Origin of the sequence: Sphingopyxis bauzanensis (assembly GCF_002205675.1) — a bacterium.
Classification (GTDB): Bacteria; Pseudomonadota; Alphaproteobacteria; order Sphingomonadales; family Sphingomonadaceae; genus Sphingopyxis; species Sphingopyxis bauzanensis.
The window spans coordinates 577,118-595,667 of sequence record NZ_NISK01000001.1 but is presented as its reverse complement, the minus strand read 5'-3'; the positions used below and the strand labels follow the sequence as shown (position 1 = coordinate 595,667).

At 63.9% G+C, this 18,550-nt stretch carries 17 protein-coding genes and 1 riboswitch; of the genes, 2 read left to right on the top strand and 15 right to left on the bottom strand.

Annotated features, from left to right (window positions below; all coding sequences use genetic code 11):
* Nucleotides 1–74: 74 nt before the first annotated feature.
* From CDQ92_RS02960 to CDQ92_RS02905, 11 genes are all read right to left on the bottom strand, one after another.
* Entirely contained in the window at nt 75–476 is a 402-nt protein-coding gene (locus CDQ92_RS02960; protein ID WP_088439884.1) for an acyl-CoA thioesterase, read from the bottom strand.
* Nucleotides 463–2,775 carry a 5-methyltetrahydropteroyltriglutamate--homocysteine S-methyltransferase gene (gene metE / locus CDQ92_RS02955; RefSeq protein WP_088439883.1) on the bottom strand — a complete coding sequence of 771 codons (2,313 nt, stop codon included), beginning with the start codon at nt 2,773–2,775 and terminating at the stop codon, nt 463–465. Before metE ends, CDQ92_RS02960 begins: the two co-directional genes overlap by 14 nt.
* 117 nt (nt 2,776–2,892) lie before the next feature.
* Nucleotides 2,893–3,094, bottom strand: a riboswitch (cobalamin riboswitch).
* A gap of 48 nt (nt 3,095–3,142) precedes the next feature.
* Entirely contained in the window at nt 3,143–5,977 is a 2,835-nt protein-coding gene (locus CDQ92_RS02950; RefSeq protein WP_088439882.1) for a carboxypeptidase-like regulatory domain-containing protein, read from the bottom strand.
* A 30-nt stretch (nt 5,978–6,007) separates the two neighbouring features.
* Nucleotides 6,008–6,838 carry a fimbrial biogenesis chaperone gene (locus tag CDQ92_RS02945; RefSeq protein ID WP_088439881.1) on the bottom strand — a complete coding sequence of 277 codons (831 nt, stop codon included), beginning with the start codon at nt 6,836–6,838 and terminating at the stop codon, nt 6,008–6,010.
* Between the two features lie 214 nt (nt 6,839–7,052).
* Entirely contained in the window at nt 7,053–7,535 is a 483-nt protein-coding gene (locus CDQ92_RS02940; RefSeq protein ID WP_229667208.1) for a DUF4402 domain-containing protein, read from the bottom strand.
* A gap of 367 nt (nt 7,536–7,902) precedes the next feature.
* Nucleotides 7,903–8,862, bottom strand: a complete 960-nt coding sequence (locus CDQ92_RS02930; protein ID WP_088439878.1) for a ParB/RepB/Spo0J family partition protein — start codon at nt 8,860–8,862, stop codon at nt 7,903–7,905.
* Nucleotides 8,863–9,645: a ParA family protein gene (locus CDQ92_RS02925; protein ID WP_088439877.1), complete on the bottom strand. Its 783-nt coding sequence runs from the start codon at nt 9,643–9,645 to the stop codon at nt 8,863–8,865. It abuts the gene before it with no gap.
* Nucleotides 9,642–10,307, bottom strand: coding sequence for a 16S rRNA (guanine(527)-N(7))-methyltransferase RsmG (rsmG, locus tag CDQ92_RS02920; protein ID WP_229667202.1), 666 nt, complete (start codon nt 10,305–10,307; stop codon nt 9,642–9,644). The genes CDQ92_RS02925 and rsmG overlap by 4 nt, the downstream gene beginning before the upstream one ends.
* Before the next feature lie 516 nt (nt 10,308–10,823).
* Nucleotides 10,824–12,686: a tRNA uridine-5-carboxymethylaminomethyl(34) synthesis enzyme MnmG gene (mnmG, locus tag CDQ92_RS02915; RefSeq protein ID WP_088440539.1), complete on the bottom strand. Its 1,863-nt coding sequence runs from the start codon at nt 12,684–12,686 to the stop codon at nt 10,824–10,826.
* 120 nt (nt 12,687–12,806) lie between these two features.
* Nucleotides 12,807–14,111 (bottom strand): tRNA uridine-5-carboxymethylaminomethyl(34) synthesis GTPase MnmE, encoded by a 1,305-nt coding sequence (gene mnmE, locus CDQ92_RS02910; protein ID WP_268239144.1) that lies wholly within the window; start codon nt 14,109–14,111, stop codon nt 12,807–12,809.
* Between the two features lie 23 nt (nt 14,112–14,134).
* Nucleotides 14,135–14,428 carry a DUF6489 family protein gene (locus CDQ92_RS02905; protein WP_088439874.1) on the bottom strand — a complete coding sequence of 98 codons (294 nt, stop codon included), beginning with the start codon at nt 14,426–14,428 and terminating at the stop codon, nt 14,135–14,137.
* A gap of 105 nt (nt 14,429–14,533) precedes the next feature.
* Here CDQ92_RS02905 and CDQ92_RS02900 point away from each other — a divergent pair, with 105 nt between their 5' ends.
* Together CDQ92_RS02900 and CDQ92_RS02895 are read left to right on the top strand one after the other, a co-directional pair.
* Nucleotides 14,534–15,232, top strand: coding sequence for a dienelactone hydrolase family protein (locus CDQ92_RS02900; protein ID WP_088439873.1), 699 nt, complete (start codon nt 14,534–14,536; stop codon nt 15,230–15,232).
* Nucleotides 15,229–15,624, top strand: a complete 396-nt coding sequence (locus CDQ92_RS02895; RefSeq protein ID WP_088439872.1) for a nuclear transport factor 2 family protein — start codon at nt 15,229–15,231, stop codon at nt 15,622–15,624. The genes CDQ92_RS02900 and CDQ92_RS02895 overlap by 4 nt, the downstream gene beginning before the upstream one ends.
* Before the next feature lie 13 nt (nt 15,625–15,637).
* Here CDQ92_RS02895 and CDQ92_RS02890 read toward each other — a convergent pair whose 3' ends face one another.
* The 4 genes from CDQ92_RS02890 to rho all read right to left on the bottom strand — a co-directional run bounded on the left by CDQ92_RS02890 (nt 15,638) and on the right by rho (nt 18,425).
* Nucleotides 15,638–16,039 (bottom strand): DUF1489 family protein, encoded by a 402-nt coding sequence (locus CDQ92_RS02890; protein WP_088439871.1) that lies wholly within the window; start codon nt 16,037–16,039, stop codon nt 15,638–15,640.
* A gap of 103 nt (nt 16,040–16,142) precedes the next feature.
* On the bottom strand, nt 16,143–16,868 hold the full coding sequence (locus tag CDQ92_RS02885) for a TerC family protein (RefSeq protein ID WP_088439870.1): 726 nt from the start codon (nt 16,866–16,868) through the stop codon (nt 16,143–16,145).
* Nucleotides 16,865–17,155, bottom strand: a complete 291-nt coding sequence (locus tag CDQ92_RS02880) for an antibiotic biosynthesis monooxygenase family protein (RefSeq protein WP_088439869.1) — start codon at nt 17,153–17,155, stop codon at nt 16,865–16,867. The genes CDQ92_RS02885 and CDQ92_RS02880 overlap by 4 nt, the downstream gene beginning before the upstream one ends.
* A gap of 16 nt (nt 17,156–17,171) precedes the next feature.
* A complete protein-coding gene (rho, locus tag CDQ92_RS02875) occupies nt 17,172–18,425 on the bottom strand; it encodes a transcription termination factor Rho (RefSeq protein ID WP_088439868.1) in 1,254 nt (417 codons plus the stop codon).
* Nucleotides 18,426–18,550 lie beyond the last annotated feature (125 nt).

Here is an 18,550-nt window from a genome sequence, read left to right as displayed (position 1 = left end):
AATTCATGCTCCCCTCCGCTGTGGCCAATCATGGATAAAAAGTGGTTAATTTGGCCTTCTGAATATGCCGCTGGCTAAACGGCGACGAGGGGGGTCACCGCCCGTGGTCGCCGGTCCGGCCCCACTGCGACGAAAATGAACACCGCCTGGGTGACCCGGTTATCCTCGTCGGCGTGGCGGTCACGTGACCACGCTTCGACCTCGACGTGCATCGACGTGCGCCCGACCTTGGCAAGACGGGCGAATACCGAAACCTCGTCGCCAACAAAGACCGGACGGTGGAAGGTCATGCCTTCCACCGAAATCGTCACCGCACGGCCGCGTGCGTGGCGCGACGCCACCGACGAAGCCGCCAGGTCCATCTGCGCCATCAGCCAGCCGCCGAAAATGTCGCCATAGACATTGGCATTGGCGGGCATCGCCGTGACGCGCACCGCCGGCTGGCCGTCGGGTATCCTGGGTTCAGTTTGCATCATTAGCCTCCTTGATGCGGGCGCTGTTACGCATGGATTTAGCCGCCGCGACCATCGCCACCAATGCCGGGCGCACCTCGTCCCATTTGCGCGTTTTGAGCCCGCAATCGGGGTTCACCCAGATTTGCTGCGGCGGCAAATGTTTGCCCGCCAGCGTCAGCAGGTCGGTCATCTCGCGTTCGGCGGGGATTCGCGGACTGTGGATGTCATAGACACCCGGGCCGACCTCGTTCGGATAAGCGTAGGAGGCGAAGGCGTCGAGCAGCTCCATCTGCGAGCGCGCGGTCTCGATCGAGATGACGTCGGCGTCCATCGCGCCGATCGCGCTGATGATGTCGTTGAACTCCGAATAGCACATATGCGTGTGAATCTGCGTGTCGTCGCGCACGCCCGACGAAGCAACGCGAAAGCATTCGACCGCCCAGTCCAGATACGGCTGCCATTCGGCGCGGCGCAGCGGCAGGCCTTCGCGCAGTGCCGCCTCGTCAATCTGGATGATCGCGGCACCGGCTGCCTCCAGATCCCGTACCTCGTCGCGGATCGCCAGCGCAATCTGGCGGCAGCTCGCCGCGCGGGTCTGGTCGTCGCGGACGAACGACCAGTTGAGGATGGTGACGGGGCCGGTGAGCATGCCCTTAACGGGCAAGTCGGTCTGGTCCTGCGCGTAGCGCCACCACGCGACCGTCATGGGTGCGGGACGCGAGACGTCACCGTAGAGGATCGGTGGGCGGACGCAGCGCGAGCCATAGCTTTGCACCCAGCCCGCGCGGGTGAAGGCGAAGCCCGGCAGCTGCTCGCCGAAATACTGCACCATGTCGTTGCGCTCGAACTCGCCGTGGACAAGGACGTCGAGGCCGATGTCCTCCTGCCATTTGACCGCAGCGCGTGTTTCGACGCGCAGATATTGGTCATAGGCGGCGGCGTCGATCTCGCCCTTGATAAAGGCGGCACGCGCTTTGCGGACCTCGGGGGTCTGCGGGAACGAGCCGATCGTCGTGGTCGGGTAGGCGGGAAGCGCAAGACGATCCTGCTGCGCGTCGCGACGCGCGGCGAAGGGCGAGGCGCGGTGTGTCGCGGCGTCATCGAGCGCGGCGAGGCGCGCGGCGACGGCGGGATCGTGGATCCTGGGCGAGGTCTGCCGCGCAACCGCAGCGATGCGCGAGGCCGAAAAGGCGACAAAACTGGCGTCCTCGCCCTCGTTCAGCGCCCTGGCGAGCGCGGCGAGTTCTTCGATCTTTTGCGCCGCAAAGGCCAGCCATTGGGCAATCTCGGGATCAAGCGCGGTTTCGAGCGCGAGATCGACGGGAACGTGAAGCAGCGAGCAGCTCGGTGCGAGGATCAGGTCGCGTTTTCCGGCCAGGTCCTTGAAACGCCAGTAAAGATCGGGAAGGTTGGCGCGCCAGACATTGCGCCCGTCGATGATGCCAAGCGAGAGCAGCACGTGCGGCTGTAGCTTCGCCAGCGCGGGTTCGAGCTGATCCGGGGCACGGACAAGATCGAGGTGCAGGCCGTGGACCGGCAGGTCGGCAACCAGGTCGAGATTGTCACCGAGGCCGCCAAAATAGGTCGTGAGCATCAGCTTTGGACCGCGGGTGGCGAGGCGGGCGTAAGCGCGCTCGAACGCGGTGCGCTGTTGGTCGGACAGGTCGAGCACGAGGCACGGCTCGTCAATCTGGACCCACTCGGCACCCAGTTTGGCGAGACGCGACAGGATTTCGGCGTAAACGTCGAGCAGTTGCGGCAGCAACGCGAGCGGCTCGACCGCTTTGCCCTTGGCAAGCATCAGATAGCTGACCGGGCCAAGCAGGACGGGGCGGGTTGCGTAGCCGAGCGCCTTCGCTTCCGCAAATTCATCGAAAATCTTGGTCGAGGCGATTTTGAAGGTCTGACCCGCGGTGAGTTCGGGGACGATGAAATGATAATTGGTGTCGAACCATTTGGTCATTTCCTGCGCGGTGGTGTCGTGACTGTGGCCACAAGCCGACGGCCCCTGTGCGCCGCGTGCCATCGCGAAATAGGTGTCGGCCTCGACGGTGTCGCCGGACCAGTCGTAGCGCGCCGGAACCGCTCCAATCAGCGCGCTGGTGTCGAGAACATGGTCGTAGAGCGAGAAGTCGTTCGAGGGCAGGATATCGGCGCCCAGCGCCTTCTGCCGCGCCCAGCCCGCCACGCGGAGAGCCGACGCGGCGGTTTGCAGCGCGGCGAGGGACGACTTGCCGGACCAATAGTTTTCAAGCGCGAATTTGAGTTCGCGGCGAAGGCCGATACGGGGAAAGCCGAGGGTGGCGACGCTGACAGTCATGTTTGGCACCTTGCAAAAGGGCAAGGGCGACAGGCAGACGCACAAACACGGTGCTCCGCGCCCGCGAAGCAAGGGTCGGGCGCAGCCATGCATGCGACCTGACCGGACACCCCGCCGGAGGACGTATCTGACGAGGCAGGTCTCCTGGCTCACGGATCAGCACGGCAGCCTGGCCTTCCCGGTTCCTTGCGAACCAGTGACACGTATCGACCGCCGCTCACCGCTTACAGTTGCGGGGGCAGCGCCGGTTTTTAACCGGCTTCCCGTCTTAGCTTTACGCCGCGCGGCGACGCAAAGAACCTCGACGATCGCCAACCTAGCGCTACCGGTGGCCATGTCAACAAGGATATAAAGATTTCTTTATATCTTATTCGCGTCGGATGGCGCCGGGCAATACGGTCAAATCCACCAAGGCTGCTTCGCCATCGGGCGATGCCCCCGGCGGCCCGCGCGCGCCATTGCCCGCGCCCGTCGCCGCTTCATCCTGAACCGCCACATCGCGCCGCAGCGGCTGCAGCGCCAGCGTGCCCAGCCGCACCCGCGGCGTTGCCGTGCCCGGCACCGCGGCGATCGCAAAGCCGCCATCAAGCCGCAGCGTCGCCGCCGACGCCTTGCCCAGCCGCACCGTGTAGCGCCCGTAAGCGACGCTTTCGAAAAGGAAATAGCCGTCGAACTCGGTCAGCGTCGTGGCGCGCACGCGCCCTTCGGCGTCGATCAGCTCGAGGCTCAGCCCCTCGACCGGGTTGCCGCCATCGCGGCGCAGCGTCCCCTCGATCTCGCCTGCCGCAACCATCGGCAAAGCAACTCGCGTCGCGACGCCGGGCCGCGGCGTGACCACCACGCCCGGCCGTGCGGGCTGAACATAGGGATCTGGCAAGCTGCCGGCGTCGATGCCGATCAGCACTGGGCGAAATGGTTCAAGCCCGTCGATCGCCCCCTGACCATCCTTGCCGGTCGCTTGCTCGATATAGGCATGGCCAGCGGTCAGCGGCACCCCCGCCAGCGCCGCTTCGCTCGGCTGGCGGACGCCATCGCCATTATCGTCCATCCACACGTCGGCGATCACCTGGCCGCGGCTTGCGAGCTTTTCGCTCGAGACGCGCCAGCCCCCGTTCGGCTTTGGTCCCAGGCTGAAGGCGAGCGACAGCGACGCCGCGAGCGAACCATCGCTCGCCACTTCGCCAAAGCCGCTCAGCTGCAAGTGATTGAAACGGCGTGTATATCCAGCGCCAACGCGCGCGCGTTCGAGCCCGCGATCATAGCCCAGCTCGGCGCGCCATTCGGCGTCGCCCCCAGATCGTCCGGCGCCCGCCCATTCGCCGACCAGCGCCACGCGCGTATCGCTGCTGTCGCCCGACAGCGCAAAGCGCGCCTCACCACGCAGGCGGACGCGCCCGATCCGGGCATTGGCGAGCAGGCTGGCGGTCAGATTGTCGGGCGGGTCTGGGCCGATCGGCGCCTTGGTGCGGCTCCAGTCAAGCTGGCCGGTAAAGGTCAGCGCCCGGAAACTCGCCGACGCGCGTGCGCTGGCCTCGATACTATCGATCCCCGACCGTCGTTCGATATGACGAACATCGAAGTGCAGCGGCAGCACGGCCTGCCCCAATTTGACCGATTGATCGACCGAGATCGAATAGAGACCGTTGATATTTCTTATAAAACGGTCCGAAACAAAATCGTTCCAGCCGCGCATCGCATCGGCGCGGACATAGGTTTCGCCGAACGCCGCGAGCCAACTCGCGCGCACCGCGCCACCGCCATCGTCGGCTTGGGAGGCGCCCACTTCGAGCAAGGTCGGTCCGATCGAGCGGCGCAGCGCCACCTCGGCATAATTGCGCCGGACGTCCTCGATCATCAGGCTGTGGGCATAAGCCGCGACCGACGTGCGCGTATCGAGCCCACGCTCGATCCCCAGCGTCCCGCGCCAGCCGCGCCGGAACGGCCCACGCCGCCGACCGCCGAACTCGATCAGGTCCGCATTTTCCTGCGCGAACCCCGCCCAATACCAGGTCTGCTGGGGCGGGATCGAATCCATCCCCACCTGCACCTGTTTGATTTCGCGCCGGATTTGGCCCTGCGGACCATAAAGCACGATTTCGAAGCGGTTTGATCCATATTGCAGCGGTACGTCGAGAAATTCATAGCGACCGTCGCCATTGGGGCTGGTGAACGCCAGCAATTGACCATTGCGATAGAGTTCGGCGTCCCACCCGGACGGCAGATCGCCGCGGAAGGTCGTTTTGTCGAAACTGTCGGGGCGTTCGATCGGGCGATTGGTTACCACCGCGCCGCGTCCGGGCGCCGAGGACGCGACCGCACCGGTCGACAGCAGGCTGACATCGCCGACCGCATAATGCGTCGCCTTCAGCGGCCCGAGCAGTCGCCCTTCGGGATCGGTGCGATACAGCCGCATCCGCAGGCTGTCGGGCACCCCTTCATTGTCAGACGACAGCCGCGCGTCGAAACTCTGCCCCAGCACCTCGCCTGCCGCAAAAACCTCGTAGCGCCCCTGGATATAGGAACCGCCGCGCTTGTCCGACACGAACCCCGCCGATGCGACGACATCGACCGACGGCGTCGCCCACGCCTGATACGGCCGCGACGCCTGCGGCAGGCTGGCGAGGTCGAATTTCGCCTGCGGCCCGATCCCCGCCGCGCGCGCGCGCCGTTCGGCGGCGAGCTGGAACGGCAGCTTATCCTTCGATTCGATTCGCAGCACCGCGTTCGACAGATCGGCGACGATTGGCACCCCCAGCCAGTCGTTCAAACTATCGAGATCGACGCACCAGCCCGCAGGCGTGTCGCGGATCATCGATGCGGAGAGCCGGAAACTCTGGCTGCCCGCGCGCACTTCACCCGCATCACGGTCGATCGTCAGACTGCGTCGCTCGTCGAACACCCAACCGGTTGCGCGGCGCAACTTCTTGTCGACACGCACCGCCAGGTCGAGCGCGAGCACGACGTCGGCCAGGTCGGCGCAAATCCCCTGCGGCGTCTGGTACCCGCGCACCCCGTCGCCGAGCTGATATTGCCCCGACCGCATGTCGAACAGCCAGCTGTCGTCTTCGTTCGGCGCCCAGCTGTCGGCCGCCAGCGAAACCGGCGCTTTATCAACGGCCTGAGCGCCAGCGGGAACCAGTCCCACCAGCGCCAGTCCGGCAAGGATCGCCGGTTTCGATCGGGTCAGCGCCGCGCGGATCACGGCTTGGGCTTTCGCCCCGTCCTTAAACCGTCACTTCACCACCCGCTCGGCCTCGTCGATCGTACCACCACCGACTTCGCGGTCCTCGGTATAGCGGATGCGCACCGGGCCTTTCAGCTTGGCGGCGAGTTCGGGTGGGACGCGCAGCGAAACCTCGCGCGCGCCAACCTCGGGATAGACCGCGATGCCGCGCGCGCGCAGCAACGGCTCGTTCGCCCCCGGCCGCGTGACCTCGATATCGCCATAGACCGAGCGGTTGCCCGTCCGCGTCAGCCCGAAATTGAACGCCGGGCCGTCGGGCGTCTCGGCGACCCATGCGTCGCCGATCACCGCCTCGGCTCCGAGATCGCCAACGCGGACGATCACCGGGATGGTGATGCCGTAAATCGGTATCAGCGCAATCGACACGCCCGTCGCCGCGGGCTTCGCGGCATCGGCGGCGACCGCGGCGGCCGCATCGGGGACGGCGCGGAACAACATATGCGCGCGATATTCGCCTGGCGGCGTGCCTTCGGGAATCCGCACCCCGACGCGGATCACCTGCGGCTGATTGGGCGGCAGGGTGACGCGGCGCGGGCTGAACGCGATCATGCCGAGCGCGGTGCGCTCGGCAGGGGTGGCGTTTTCCTCGGCGATCTCGTCGAGCCCGCCGACCGCGGTCATCCGCTTGATTTCTAGGCTGATACGATAGGTCGCGGGTTCGGCGCCGATATTGTTCAGCACCACCTCGGTCCCGCGCGAACCGTCGAGCACGACGCGCGTCGGCGCGACGAGGAGGTCGCCCGCCGCCTGAACCGGCACCGTCACGACGCCGAGCAAAACGACAGAAAGCAGGCCGAAGCCTTTAAAAAAGCGTAACATGGATACGATCCCCACAATCGTTTGTCCGGAAAGGCCCACACCCTTCCGATGGTCGCATCCTGCCTGCGCCAACATGGTTGATATTTCGCTAACCACGGCGGTGAATTGCCATGTCCATCACTTGGACGCCGCGCATAGAAAAGGGGTCGCCAGACCTGCGCCCGGCGACCCCTTAATTTGCTGGCGGACTATTCAGCCCGCCATATCCCCCACCTTATTGGTAGTCGGCAGTCACGTTGAACGTGCCCGTGTAATCACCCGCTGCCTGGTTGGCGCCGACGCTCAGCGTACCGCCGACCTGAAAGCTACCGCCCGTCGCGCCGAGCGTGATGTTCGCCGCTGAGTAGGTCAGCGACGAGGTCATCGTGCCGCCGAGCGAGCCGGCGAGCGAAACACTGGAGTCGCCACCGACGAGGACCACGGCGCCCTCGGTGCCGTCAACATTGAAGCTGGCGGCGGTCGCCGTGCCAAGACAGCTCAGGCTTGCACCGCAAGTACGGACACCGGCAGTCGAAACGGCGACCGTCGAGGCCGACGCACCGCTGATGATCGTCGCATATTGCAGGGCGCTGATGTTGGTCAGCGTGATCTGACGAAGAATCTTGGCCGTGGCCGTACCCGTTGCCGAAGCCGCATGCGCCGCCGGGGCGTTCAGGGCGAGAGCAGCAATCGCGGCGCCGACGATGGCGCGCTTCATTCCAAATTTGCGCATATGTTTGGTCCCTTAATTCGAAAACTGATTGTCGAAACGCGAATGGATATCCCACCCCATTCGCCGACTTGTTTAGCGGGCGACAAGTTCAGCTTTTGCCAGCAAGCTTGGTTAACAGCGCAGTAGGAATCGGCCCGCCTTACCCATGGTAAGCGAGTTAAATCAGGGTCTTAGCCTGATGTTGAGGGGTCGTGGGGACCGCTTGTCTTTCTTTAACGGCCCGGACTGGCACAAATTAAGCGCGCGGCGCCAGCTCGAATCGGTGAAAGGAGGATTTCGCGCCGAGGTCGCAGAGATTTTGAAATCGTCTCTCTTCGACCTCTGCGCGAATCAAATAGCAAACTGAAGCGGATCAGATCGCTTCGCCGCTCAGCCGCTGACAAATCATATCAAGCTGATCGAGCGACGCGAACTTCAACGTCAGATTGCCCTTGCCGCCCCCCGCATATTGAATCGCCACGCCAATCCCGAGCAGCTCGGACAAGTGGCGCTCGACCGCAACGATGTCGGGGTCGCGCCCGACGCCATCCATGCTCTTATATTCCAGCGGCGCCTTGCGGCCGCCGCCCTTGCCCTCGCGCACCAGCGCTTCGACCGCGCGCACCGACAGGCCTTCCTTGACCACGCGCCGCGCAATCGCCTCGGCATCTTCGGCGCCAATCAGCGCGCGTGCATGCCCCATCGCCAGCGATCCGTCGCCGACCAGCGCCTGCACCGTGTCGGGCAGGTCGAGCAGCCGCATCAGATTCGCTACATGACTGCGCGATTTGCCGACCAGCTTGGCCAGCGCTTCCTGGTTATGCCCGAAATCGTCGATCAGGCGGCGATAGGCGCCCGCTTCTTCGATAGCGTTGAGGTCCTGGCGCTGGATATTTTCGACCAGTGCGATTTCATAGGTCGCGGCATCGTCGAGTTCGCGCACCAGCGCCGGAATCTGGTGAAGGCCGGCGCGCTGCGCCGCGCGCCAGCGCCGCTCGCCCGCCACCAGCTGGTAGCCGTCACCGTCGGGATCGCGGCGCACGATGATCGGCTGCAACAGTCCGCGCAGCCCGATCGAATCGGCAAGCTCCGTAATGGCGTTGTCGTCGAAATGACGCCGCGGCTGGCCGGGCAACGGGCGGATCGACCCCAGCGGCACATGCTGCACCGCGTCGCCCGACACCGTCGGCACCGCCTTTGCGGCACTTCCAGCCGTCGCCAGCACCGGCGCTTCAGCCGCCACATCGCCGAATAGCGCGTTCAGCCCTCGCCCCAGCCCCGACGGCCGCTTGCGCGCTGGTGAAGGTCCAGTTTCGTCTTGTTTATCAACCATTTATGCAGCCTTGCGGACGTTGGGAAGGCGATCGATCAGCTCGCGCGCCAATGCGATATAAGCCGCCGACCCGGCGCAACGATGATCATATATCAGCGCCGGCAGGCCGTGGCTCGGCGCTTCGGACAGGCGGACGTTGCGCGGGATGACGGTGTCGAAAACCACCGGGCCGAGCACCTCGCGCACATCGTCTGACACTTGGTCGGTCAAGCGGTTGCGGCGATCGAACATCGTCAGCGCTACGCCCAGGATCGACAATTTCTGGTTGAAACGCTCGCGCACCCGCTCGACTGTCGTGAGCAGCTGGCTCAATCCTTCGAGCGCAAAAAATTCGCATTGCAGCGGCACGATCAGCGATTCGGCGGCGATCAGCGCGTTGAGCGTCAGCATCCCCAGCGACGGCGGACAATCGATCAGGCAGATATCCCAATGCGCCGCGTCCGGTCCCGACAGCGCCTGCTGCATCCGGTGCAACCGGTCCTGAAATTCGATCAGCTCGATCTCGGCCCCCGACAGGTTAACCGTCGCGGGCACGATGTCGAGCCGCGGCACCGCGGTCGGGATCGCGCATTCGCGCAAGGTCGCGTCGCCGCGCAGCAACTCGTAACTCGAATATTCGCGCTGCGCCTGCTTGATCCCCAGCCCGGTCGAGGCATTGCCCTGCGGATCGAGGTCGATGATCAGCGTCCGCCAGCCGGTCGCCGCGAGTGCGGTCGCCAGGTTGATCGCGGTCGTTGTCTTGCCAACCCCGCCCTTCTGGTTCGCCACGCAAATGCGGATCATGCTTTTCCTCGCTTCTTATCCGTGATTTGCCCGGTTCCGACCAGAATCTGGCTGTCGGCGTCGGTAAGGCTTTGTTCCACGTGAAACAGATTCTGCCATGCCTGCGGCAACAACGCCAGTTCCTTAACCGCATTTCGCCCCTTTGGTAGCAGCCAGCGCGTCGATTCGGTGGAAAAACGGGCGGACAAGTCGATCAGTTTATCGAGCGGCGCAAAAGCGCGCGCGCTGATCGTCGCTGCAGCGCGCGTTTCGATGCGTTCGAGTGGCGCCTCGATGATCTCGACATGCGGCAGCGCCAGTTCGCTGACCACCGCGCGCAGGAAATCGCACCGCCGCTTGCGCGATTCAACCAGCATCATCGGCCGCTCGCTCAGCAGCGCGACGACGAGTCCCGGCAAACCCGGCCCGCTCCCCAGGTCGAGCCACAGCCCGTCGCGATCGCGATCGAGCGCCAGAAGTTGCGCGCTGTCGGCGATATGCCGCACCCACAAGATCGGAATCGTCGACGCAGCGATCAGATTTTGCTGCCCACTCTCGGCCACCAGCATCGCCGCAAACCGCTCCAGCCGCCCCCAATTCTCGGCTGACGGAGCAAAGGTTGCCTCGATCCAGTCACGCGCCGCCGCTTCACTGCCCAGTATCGCGTCACCGTTGTCCATCATCCACGTTCCAATCCGTCATTCCCTCGCAAGCACGAATCCCCGTTCCCACTTTTTGGCGCCTTCGCGTGATCCCATAAAATTCACGCAAAGGCGCAAAGGCGCCAACAAGTAGCCCGACATCGGGCCAACATGAATTTCCCACACCAAGACACAAAAATACTGGAGCCTGATGAAATTACATCGGTCCCTCTTCGTCATTGCGAGCGAAGCGAAGCAATCCAGAGCGGCTTACCTAGTCTCAGGATTGCCGCGTCGCTTCGCACTTCGCAATGACGATTCCCGTTTATGTCGACGCGCTCCAAGATGCGCCTGACATTCATCGTGATCCTCGTGCACATTGATTCAGCGTCACCTATGTTTTCCGTTCGATCAGATGAGCCGTAAGGCGCGCCAGGGACGAACGGCGACAACCCCCATCGGCATTAAGCTTCGCGCCGTAGCCGAAATCGTCCGCCGCAGACGAAGCCGCCATATTTGTATTTTTGTGTTAGATTCCAATAACCTGCCGCTATGGTCTCATGCCGCCCGGCGCCGACTATGCACCATGATCGCGGTCAACGCCGCCGGAGTCACCCCGTCGATCCGCGCTGCCTGACCCAGAGTCTCAGGCCGTGCCTTGCCCAGCCGCTCGACCATCTCGCGCGACAGCCCGCCTATCGCCGCATAGTCGAGCGCCGGATCAAGGCTGATCGCCTCGTTGGCCGCCAGCGACCGTAGTTCAGCATCCTGCCGCGCGATATAGGGCGCATAATGCGCATCCTCGAACAGCTCGGCGAGGATCGTCGGATCGATCGCATCGAGTTCGGGTGCGAGCCGCGCCAAGGTCGCAATCGACACATCCGGAAACCGGAGCAGCTCGATCCGCGTCCGCGCGATGCCATCGCCCGGGATTCCCATGCCAATCGCACCATAGTCGTTGCTTGTCACCGCCACCGCAAGCAAGGCTTCGGCTTTGGCGCGCGCTGCCTGCCGCGCCGCGAACAGCGTCGCTGTTGCTGGTCGCACCAAACCGAGATCGATCCCCTTTGGCGTTAACCGCGTCGCCGCATTGTCGGCGCGAAGCCGCAGCCGATATTCGGCGCGCGCGGTGAGCATGCGATAGGGTTCGGTCACCCCCTGCAACACCAGGTCGTCGACCATCACCCCTATGTAGGATTCGGAGCGGTCGAGGATCAGCGGGGCCTGCTCCTGCACCGCCAGCGCCGCATTGGCGCCCGCGACCAGCCCCTGCGCCGCCGCCTCTTCATAACCCGTCGTGCCGTTGATCTGTCCCGCGCAATAGAGACCAGGCATCGCGCGCACCTGCAATGTCCGGTCGAGCGCCCGCGGGTCGATATGGTCATATTCGACCGCATAACCCGGCACGACCATCTCGACCGCTTCCAGCCCCTCCATCGTCCGCAACATGGTCAATTGGACATCAGCAGGCAGCGACGTCGAAATGCCGTTCGGATAGACGAGATAGGTGTCCAGCCCTTCGGGCTCCAGAAACACCTGATGCCCGTCGCGATCGGAAAAGCGGTGGATCTTGTCCTCGATTGACGGGCAATAGCGCGGCCCCGCAGCCCCGATCGCGCCGGTGAACAGCGGCGAACGATGCAGATTGTCGGCAATGATCCGGTGCGATTCGGCGTTGGTGCGCGTGATCGCGCAAAAAATTTGCGGCACTGAACGCGCGTTGTTCCACGTGGAACAGGTCCATGTTCCGCCGTCCGACGGCTGTTCTTCCAGCCGCGCCCAGTCGATCGTTCGCCCGTCGAGCCGCGGCGGCGTCCCGGTCTTGAGCCGCGCCATCGGCAGATCGGCAGCGCGCAACTGCTCGGCGAGCCGATGCGCGCCATCCTCACCAATACGGCCGCCAATCATCCGCTCCTCGCCGCGAAACATCCGCCCGCCCAGGAAGGTGCCGGTGGCGAGCACGACGGCGGACGCACTCAGCGACGTTCCGTCGCCGAGTTCAAGCCCTTCGACAACCGCTTCATCATCCGACAGTCGCAGCGCCGCCGCTTCGCCCGCAATCACCGTGATGCCAACCTCGGCCGCGAGCAGGTGCTGGATCGCATCGCGATAGCGCGTCCGGTCGGCCTGGATCCGCGGCCCCTGCACCGCCGCGCCCTTCGACGCGTTGAGCATCCGATAATGGATCCCGGCGCTGTCGGCCGCGCGCGCCATCCAGCCATCAAGCGCATCGACCTCACGCATCAGATGCCCTTTGCCGAGGCCCCCGATCGCCGGGTTGCACGACATCGTCCCGATCAACGCCGGATCAAAACTGACGAGCGCCACCCGCGCGCCAAGCCGCGCCGCCGCGGCCGCCGCCTCCGTGCCGGCGTGCCCCCCGCCGACGACGATGACATCATATATTGTGCTGCTATGCATGATTGGGTCGGCGCATAGCCGAAAGCCCATGTGAAATCCACCGCGCGAAGGCTCTCATAATCTCACACAGAAAAAGGGCGCACACAAGATTTTCTCAAGAGCGCAGTTCCACGTGGAACATCATTTTCCGATGCAGAAACGTCCAAACAGCGTGTCGAGCATGACTTCCACCCCTGCGCGCCCCGTGATTCGATCAAGCGCACCGCTGGCAAGCCGCAGCCGCTCGGCGAGCAGGATCAGGTCGGACGCTTCGCGCGACCCCGCGGCAATCCGCAGCCAGTCGCGTGCCTTGCCTAGCGCGGCGCGCTGCCGCTGCCGCAGCGCCGCCTCGCCCTCGCGCGGCAACAGCGTTCGTGCCATCTCGACGATCATGCGATGCAGCGCCTCCATCCCCTCCCCCGTCGCCGCCGACAGGATCAAGTCGTACCGCGCCGCCTCGGCCTCCGCCGCCGCATCGCCGCGCCACCGATCCGCCTGCGCCGCGATCAGGATCGTGCGCGGGTGGTTCGGGACATCGTTCGGCGCCCCCAGCCAGAGCAGAATATCCGCTCCCTCGACAGCCGCCTTCGCGCGATCGATCCCGATCATCTCGATGTTGTCGGCACTTTCGGAACGCAGCCCCGCCGTATCCGAAAAACGCATCGCAATCCCGTCGAGCGCCAATGGCGTCTCGATCACATCGCGCGTCGTCCCCGCCACCGGCGATACGATCGCTAGCTCACGCCTAACTAACGCATTGATAAGTGTGGATTTTCCTGCATTCGGCGGCCCGGCGATCACCACCGACAACCCCTCGGAGATCACCTCCGCCGCCGGCCGCGCCAGCCACCCGGCGAGTTCTTGACCCAAATCCGTCATTCCAGCGACCAACTTTAGAGTGACAATTTCGCCAGCTTGGACATCATCCTCATCGGCAAAATTCAGCTCCGCTTCGGCTCCCGCCATCAGCGTCAGCAACCGTTCCTGCCACCCCGCGACCGCCCGCGACACATGTCCGCTCGCCATGCCCAAAGCCTGCACCCGCTGACTTTCGGTCTCGGCGGCCAGCAAGTCGGCCAACCCTTCGGCCTCGGCCAGATCGATACGCCCGCTGAGGAACGCCCGCCGGGTAAATTCGCCGGCTTCGGCGCGCCGAAACCCCGGCAGCGCCGCCAGCGCTGCCTCGACCGCGGCGACAACCGCGCGTCCACCATGCAGGTGCAGCTCGGCCAAATCCTCGCCCGTCGCTGTTGCCGGACCGGGAAACCACAGGATCAGCGCGCGATCGAGGGGCTCCCCGTCCATGGACTTGATCTCGGCGAGCGTCGCCCGCCGCGCCGCGGGCAAACGCCCCGCCAGCATCTGCAACGCGGCACCCGCCTGCGGCCCGCTGACGCGCACGACGGCAATCGCTGCCGGCGGCATCCCGCTCGACAGGGCAAAGATCGTGTCGTTTACGCTGTCTTGATTCAGCTCTTGCGCCCTCGCGCCGGCTTTTCGTCGTCCGCGGCAGCCGATTTGCTCGCGCCGCCCATCAGCCCGCCGCCAAACTGACCGAGCAGCGACTGGACCAGCCCCAGCCCGCTCTCGCCCATCGGCACCCAGGTCTTGACCATCGCCTGCACCATGTCGGGGGTAATCCCCTTCGCCATCAGTTCCTTGACGCGGTCAAGATAGACATCGTGCAGCGGCTCCAGATCGGGCAAGCCGAACAGCTGCCGCGCTTCCTGCGGGGTGCAATCGATCTCGATATTGAACTTCATCGCCTGTCTCCGCCCCGATAAACCGGTAAGCCGCTTGAGCCATGCCCGCAGCCCCGCTAGCTTCGCGCTTTCAACGCCATTTAGCAAGAGTCAGGAACCCCCCTCATGTCCGCGACGAACATCACGATCCCCGCGCTCGACGCGACAAATACGATCCCCGCCTATGTCGCGCGCCCCGATGCCGATTCGTCGCGCGCGATCATCGTCATTCCCGAAATTTTTGGGGTGAACGCGGGGATTCGCGAAAAATGCGACGATTGGGCGGCGCAGGGTTATCTGGCAATCGCTCCAGACCTGTTCTGGCGCTTTGCGCCGGGAGTCGAGCTTGATCCCGATGTCGAGGCGGAGTTGCAGGAAGCCTTTGGCTATTTCGGCCAATATGATGCCGACGACGGGGTCAAGGATATTGAGGCGGCGATCCGCTGGCTCCACGCGCAGGGCGCCACCAAGGTCGGCTGCGTCGGCTTCTGCCTCGGCGGTCGGCTGGCCTATATGGCGGCAGCACGCACCGACGTGAACGCGTCGGTCGGCTATTATGGCGTGATGATCGACCAGATGCTCAACGAAAGCCACGCCATCGCGCATCCGCTGATGCTGCATATCCCGACGGCCGATCATCTTGTCGGCCCCGAAGCACAGGCGAAGATGCACGAAGGGCTCGATTCGCATCCCAAGGTCACCCTCCACGATTATGAAGGCCTCGATCATGGCTTTGCCGCAACCGGCGGCAATCGCCGCAATGAAGCGGGCGCGCAGCTCGCCGACGGCCGCACCAAAGCGTTTTTAGCCGAGCATCTGGCATGACGGCCGCAGCAGGCGTTGCGGCTTGGCACGCTTATATGGAAGGCGGCGGCGACCCGCAGGCGCTCCGCGATATGCTTGCCGAAGATGCGGTGTTCCACTCGCCCGTCGTCCATTCGCCGCAGGCTGGCCGCGACAAGGTCTTCGCCTATCTCCATGCCGCCAGCCATGTGCTCGGCGGCGACGATTTCCGCTACGAGCGCGAGATCATTGACGGCGACCAGGCGATGCTCGAATTCGCGACGACGCTCGACGGCATCCATATCAACGGTGTCGACATCATCCGCTGGAACAACGACGGAAAGATCATCGATTTCAAGGTGATGGTGCGCCCGCTCAAGGCCATCAACAAGGTCTGGGAGAAGATGGGAGAAATGCTCGCCGCGCAGGGATAGCGTTCGCGCCGTGCTAGATCAGCATCAGCGCCGCTAGTTCGCGGTAAAGGTGCGGCGGCAGGTCGGCAACGCCGTCATGGTCGGCCATGCCCTTGGGCGCGTCGTCATCGGCCAGATAGCGCCAACCCTGATGCGCGCGCTTCGACAGCGGCGGCAGAATCTCCAGATCTTCCGAACAGACGATGTCGACGCGGCCATCCTTGCGATCATCGAAGCGCAAAATCTGCTGCCGCGCGACGATGCGGTGCTTGATGATCCAGTGCAGGTAACCGCCAACAAGCTCGTCCATCCGCTTGGGCCGCATCCGCGTCGGCACGCGCAACTCACCATCGCGCACGCGCGTCGCCACCCGGCGCGCGAACGTCTCGACATGCGCGCAACCAACCGCGACCTTGGTGAGATGGAGTGGGGACATTGAGCCTAAATGGTGCGGGAACGGCGAAAACCAAGCCGACACGCCGCGATAGTCCCGACGCCGACTGGTCTGATACCAGTCGGCGTCGGGACATCTATGCTGTCTAGCCCAGCAAGGTTCCGAGCCCGACCGACGGATCGACCCAGCCGTCGTAGATCATCTTGACCGCGACATAGACGATAACTGCAAGGCCGAAATAGGCGATCCAGCGATACCGCTCGATGTACTTGGCGATAATGTTCGCCGCGACGCCCATCAGGATGACCGCGACGATCAGGCCGACGATCATGATCCCCGGATGTTCGCGCGCCGCACCGGCGACCGCAAGCACGTTATCGAGGCTCATGCTGACGTCGGCGATAGCGACCGCCCAGGCGGCGGCGGCAAAACTCTTGGCGGGTCTCAGGCCCGAATGCTCATCCCCTGCGATTTCGGGCGATCCTGCCGAATGTGAGCCCTCGCGCAGTTCGCGCCACATCTTCCACGCCACCCAGGCGAGCAGCAAGCCGCCTACGAAGATCAGTCCGACGATCTGCAGCAACTGGGTAACCACCAGCGCAAAGGCGATCCGCAGTACCAGCGCGGCCAGAACTCCGATGATGATCACCTTGCGGCGCTGGTCGGCAGGCAGGCCCGCGGCGAGCGCGCCAACGACGATCGCATTGTCGCCCGCCAGCACCAGATCGATCAGCAGAACCTGCATAAAGGCTGCCATTGCCGCTGGTTCGGTAATGTTCGAAAAATCATTGACGATATGGCCCCACATCTCGCTGGGGCCACCCAGTCCCTGCGCAGCCGTGGTGGCAGCGGTCAACAAAAGGTCAATCACACAGGCTCTCCGAAATATTGCACGACAGGCATGGGGTCATAAAAATGATGCAACAGCGTCCGCCACGCGTCATATCGATCCGAGCAGCGGAAACCATCACGATGGTCTTCCATGCGGTCCCAATGCACGATCAGCAAGTAGGTTTCCACCGCTTCGCACCCGCGCCGCACTTCCATACCCAGAAATCCGGGCGACGCGGCGACTAGCGGGCGCGCTTTGGCCAAAGCGCTTTCAAACGCGGCCCCTTCGCCGGCACGAACCTGCAACAGCGCGTGCTCGACGATCATGCCGCGCGCATCCGGCCTATTGGTTCATCGAATCGAAGAAATCCTCGTTGGTCTTCGAATCCTTGATCTTGTCGAGCAGGAATTCCATCGCATCGATGGTGCCCATCTGCATGAGGATGCGGCGCAGCACCCACATTTTGCTGAGCTTGTCCTTCTCCATGAGCAGCTCTTCCTTGCGCGTGCCCGACTTGCCGACGTCGAGCGCCGGAAAGATGCGCTTGTCGGCCACCTTGCGGTCGAGGACGATTTCGGAGTTACCCGTGCCCTTGAATTCTTCGAAGATCACTTCGTCCATGCGGCTGCCGGTATCGATCAGCGCGGTGGCGATGATCGATAGCGACCCGCCTTCCTCGATATTACGCGCGGCGCCGAAAAAGCGCTTCGGGCGCTGCAGCGCGTTGGCGTCAACGCCGCCGGTCAGCACCTTACCCGACGACGGCACAACGGTGTTGTAGGCACGGCCCAGACGCGTGATCGAATCAAGCAGGATGACGACATCCTTTTTGTGCTCGACGAGGCGCTTGGCCTTTTCGATCACCATTTCGGCGACCTGGACGTGACGCGTTGCAGGTTCATCAAAGGTCGAGGAGACGACTTCACCCTTCACGCTGCGCTGCATGTCGGTGACTTCCTCGGGTCGTTCGTCGACCAGCAGGACGATGAGATACACCTCGGGGTGGTTATCGGTGATCGCTTTGGCAATATTCTGCAGCAGTACGGTTTTACCCGTGCGCGGCGGCGCGACGATCAGCGCGCGCTGGCCCTTGCCCTGCGGGCTGATGAGGTCAATTACCCGCGCCGACTTATCCTTGACGGTCGGATCAACGGTGTCGAGCGAGAGCTTCTGGTTCGGATAGAGCGGGGTCAAATTGTCGAAATTAACCCGGTGACGAACGACATCGGGATCGTCGAAATTGACGCTGATCAGCTTGGTCAGCGCAAAATAGCGTTCGCCGTCGCGCGGTGCGCGGATCTCGCCCTCGACGGTGTCGCCGGTGCGCAGGCCATGTTTGCGGACCTGGTTCGGTGAGACATAGATGTCGTCGGGACCGGCGAGATAATTGGCTTCGGACGAACGCAGAAAACCGAACGAGTCCGGCAACACTTCGATCGTACCCGAGCCGATGATTTCCTCATCCTCGGCGACCTCTTTGAGGATCGAGAACATCAGATCCTGCTTGCGCAGCGTCGAAGCGCCTTCGACCCCCAGTTCCTCGGCCATTTCGACCAGCTGGGCGGGCGATTTCGTTTTGAGTTCTTTAAGATGCATGGATGGATTCCAGGTGAATTTCAGGACAATTGGCAGTCGATTTTCATTGCACCGCTGGGGTGCCTATCCGGCCGTGGGACGACCGTTTGCGATAGCTTCGGCGCTTGGGAAGCGCCGCCCGACTG

Coding starts and splice junctions, on each gene's coding strand:
- CDQ92_RS02940 (WP_229667208.1), bottom strand. CDS start 7,535: ATGAAGCGCGCCATCGTCGGCGCCGCGATTGCTGCTCTCGCCCTGAAC.
- rsmG (WP_229667202.1), bottom strand. CDS start 10,307: ATGATGGACAACGGTGACGCGATACTGGGCAGTGAAGCGGCGGCGCGT.
- CDQ92_RS02900 (WP_088439873.1), top strand. CDS start 14,534: ATGTCCGCGACGAACATCACGATCCCCGCGCTCGACGCGACAAATACG.
- CDQ92_RS02890 (WP_088439871.1), bottom strand. CDS start 16,039: ATGTCCCCACTCCATCTCACCAAGGTCGCGGTTGGTTGCGCGCATGTC.
- CDQ92_RS02880 (WP_088439869.1), bottom strand. CDS start 17,155: ATGATCGTCGAGCACGCGCTGTTGCAGGTTCGTGCCGGCGAAGGGGCC.
- CDQ92_RS02925 (WP_088439877.1), bottom strand. CDS start 9,645: ATGATCCGCATTTGCGTGGCGAACCAGAAGGGCGGGGTTGGCAAGACA.
- CDQ92_RS02930 (WP_088439878.1), bottom strand. CDS start 8,862: ATGGTTGATAAACAAGACGAAACTGGACCTTCACCAGCGCGCAAGCGG.
- CDQ92_RS02895 (WP_088439872.1), top strand. CDS start 15,229: ATGACGGCCGCAGCAGGCGTTGCGGCTTGGCACGCTTATATGGAAGGC.
- CDQ92_RS02960 (WP_088439884.1), bottom strand. CDS start 476: ATGATGCAAACTGAACCCAGGATACCCGACGGCCAGCCGGCGGTGCGC.
- CDQ92_RS02945 (WP_088439881.1), bottom strand. CDS start 6,838: ATGTTACGCTTTTTTAAAGGCTTCGGCCTGCTTTCTGTCGTTTTGCTC.
- rho (WP_088439868.1), bottom strand. CDS start 18,425: ATGCATCTTAAAGAACTCAAAACGAAATCGCCCGCCCAGCTGGTCGAA.
- metE (WP_088439883.1), bottom strand. CDS start 2,775: ATGACTGTCAGCGTCGCCACCCTCGGCTTTCCCCGTATCGGCCTTCGC.
- CDQ92_RS02905 (WP_088439874.1), bottom strand. CDS start 14,428: ATGAAGTTCAATATCGAGATCGATTGCACCCCGCAGGAAGCGCGGCAG.
- mnmG (WP_088440539.1), bottom strand. CDS start 12,686: ATGCATAGCAGCACAATATATGATGTCATCGTCGTCGGCGGGGGGCAC.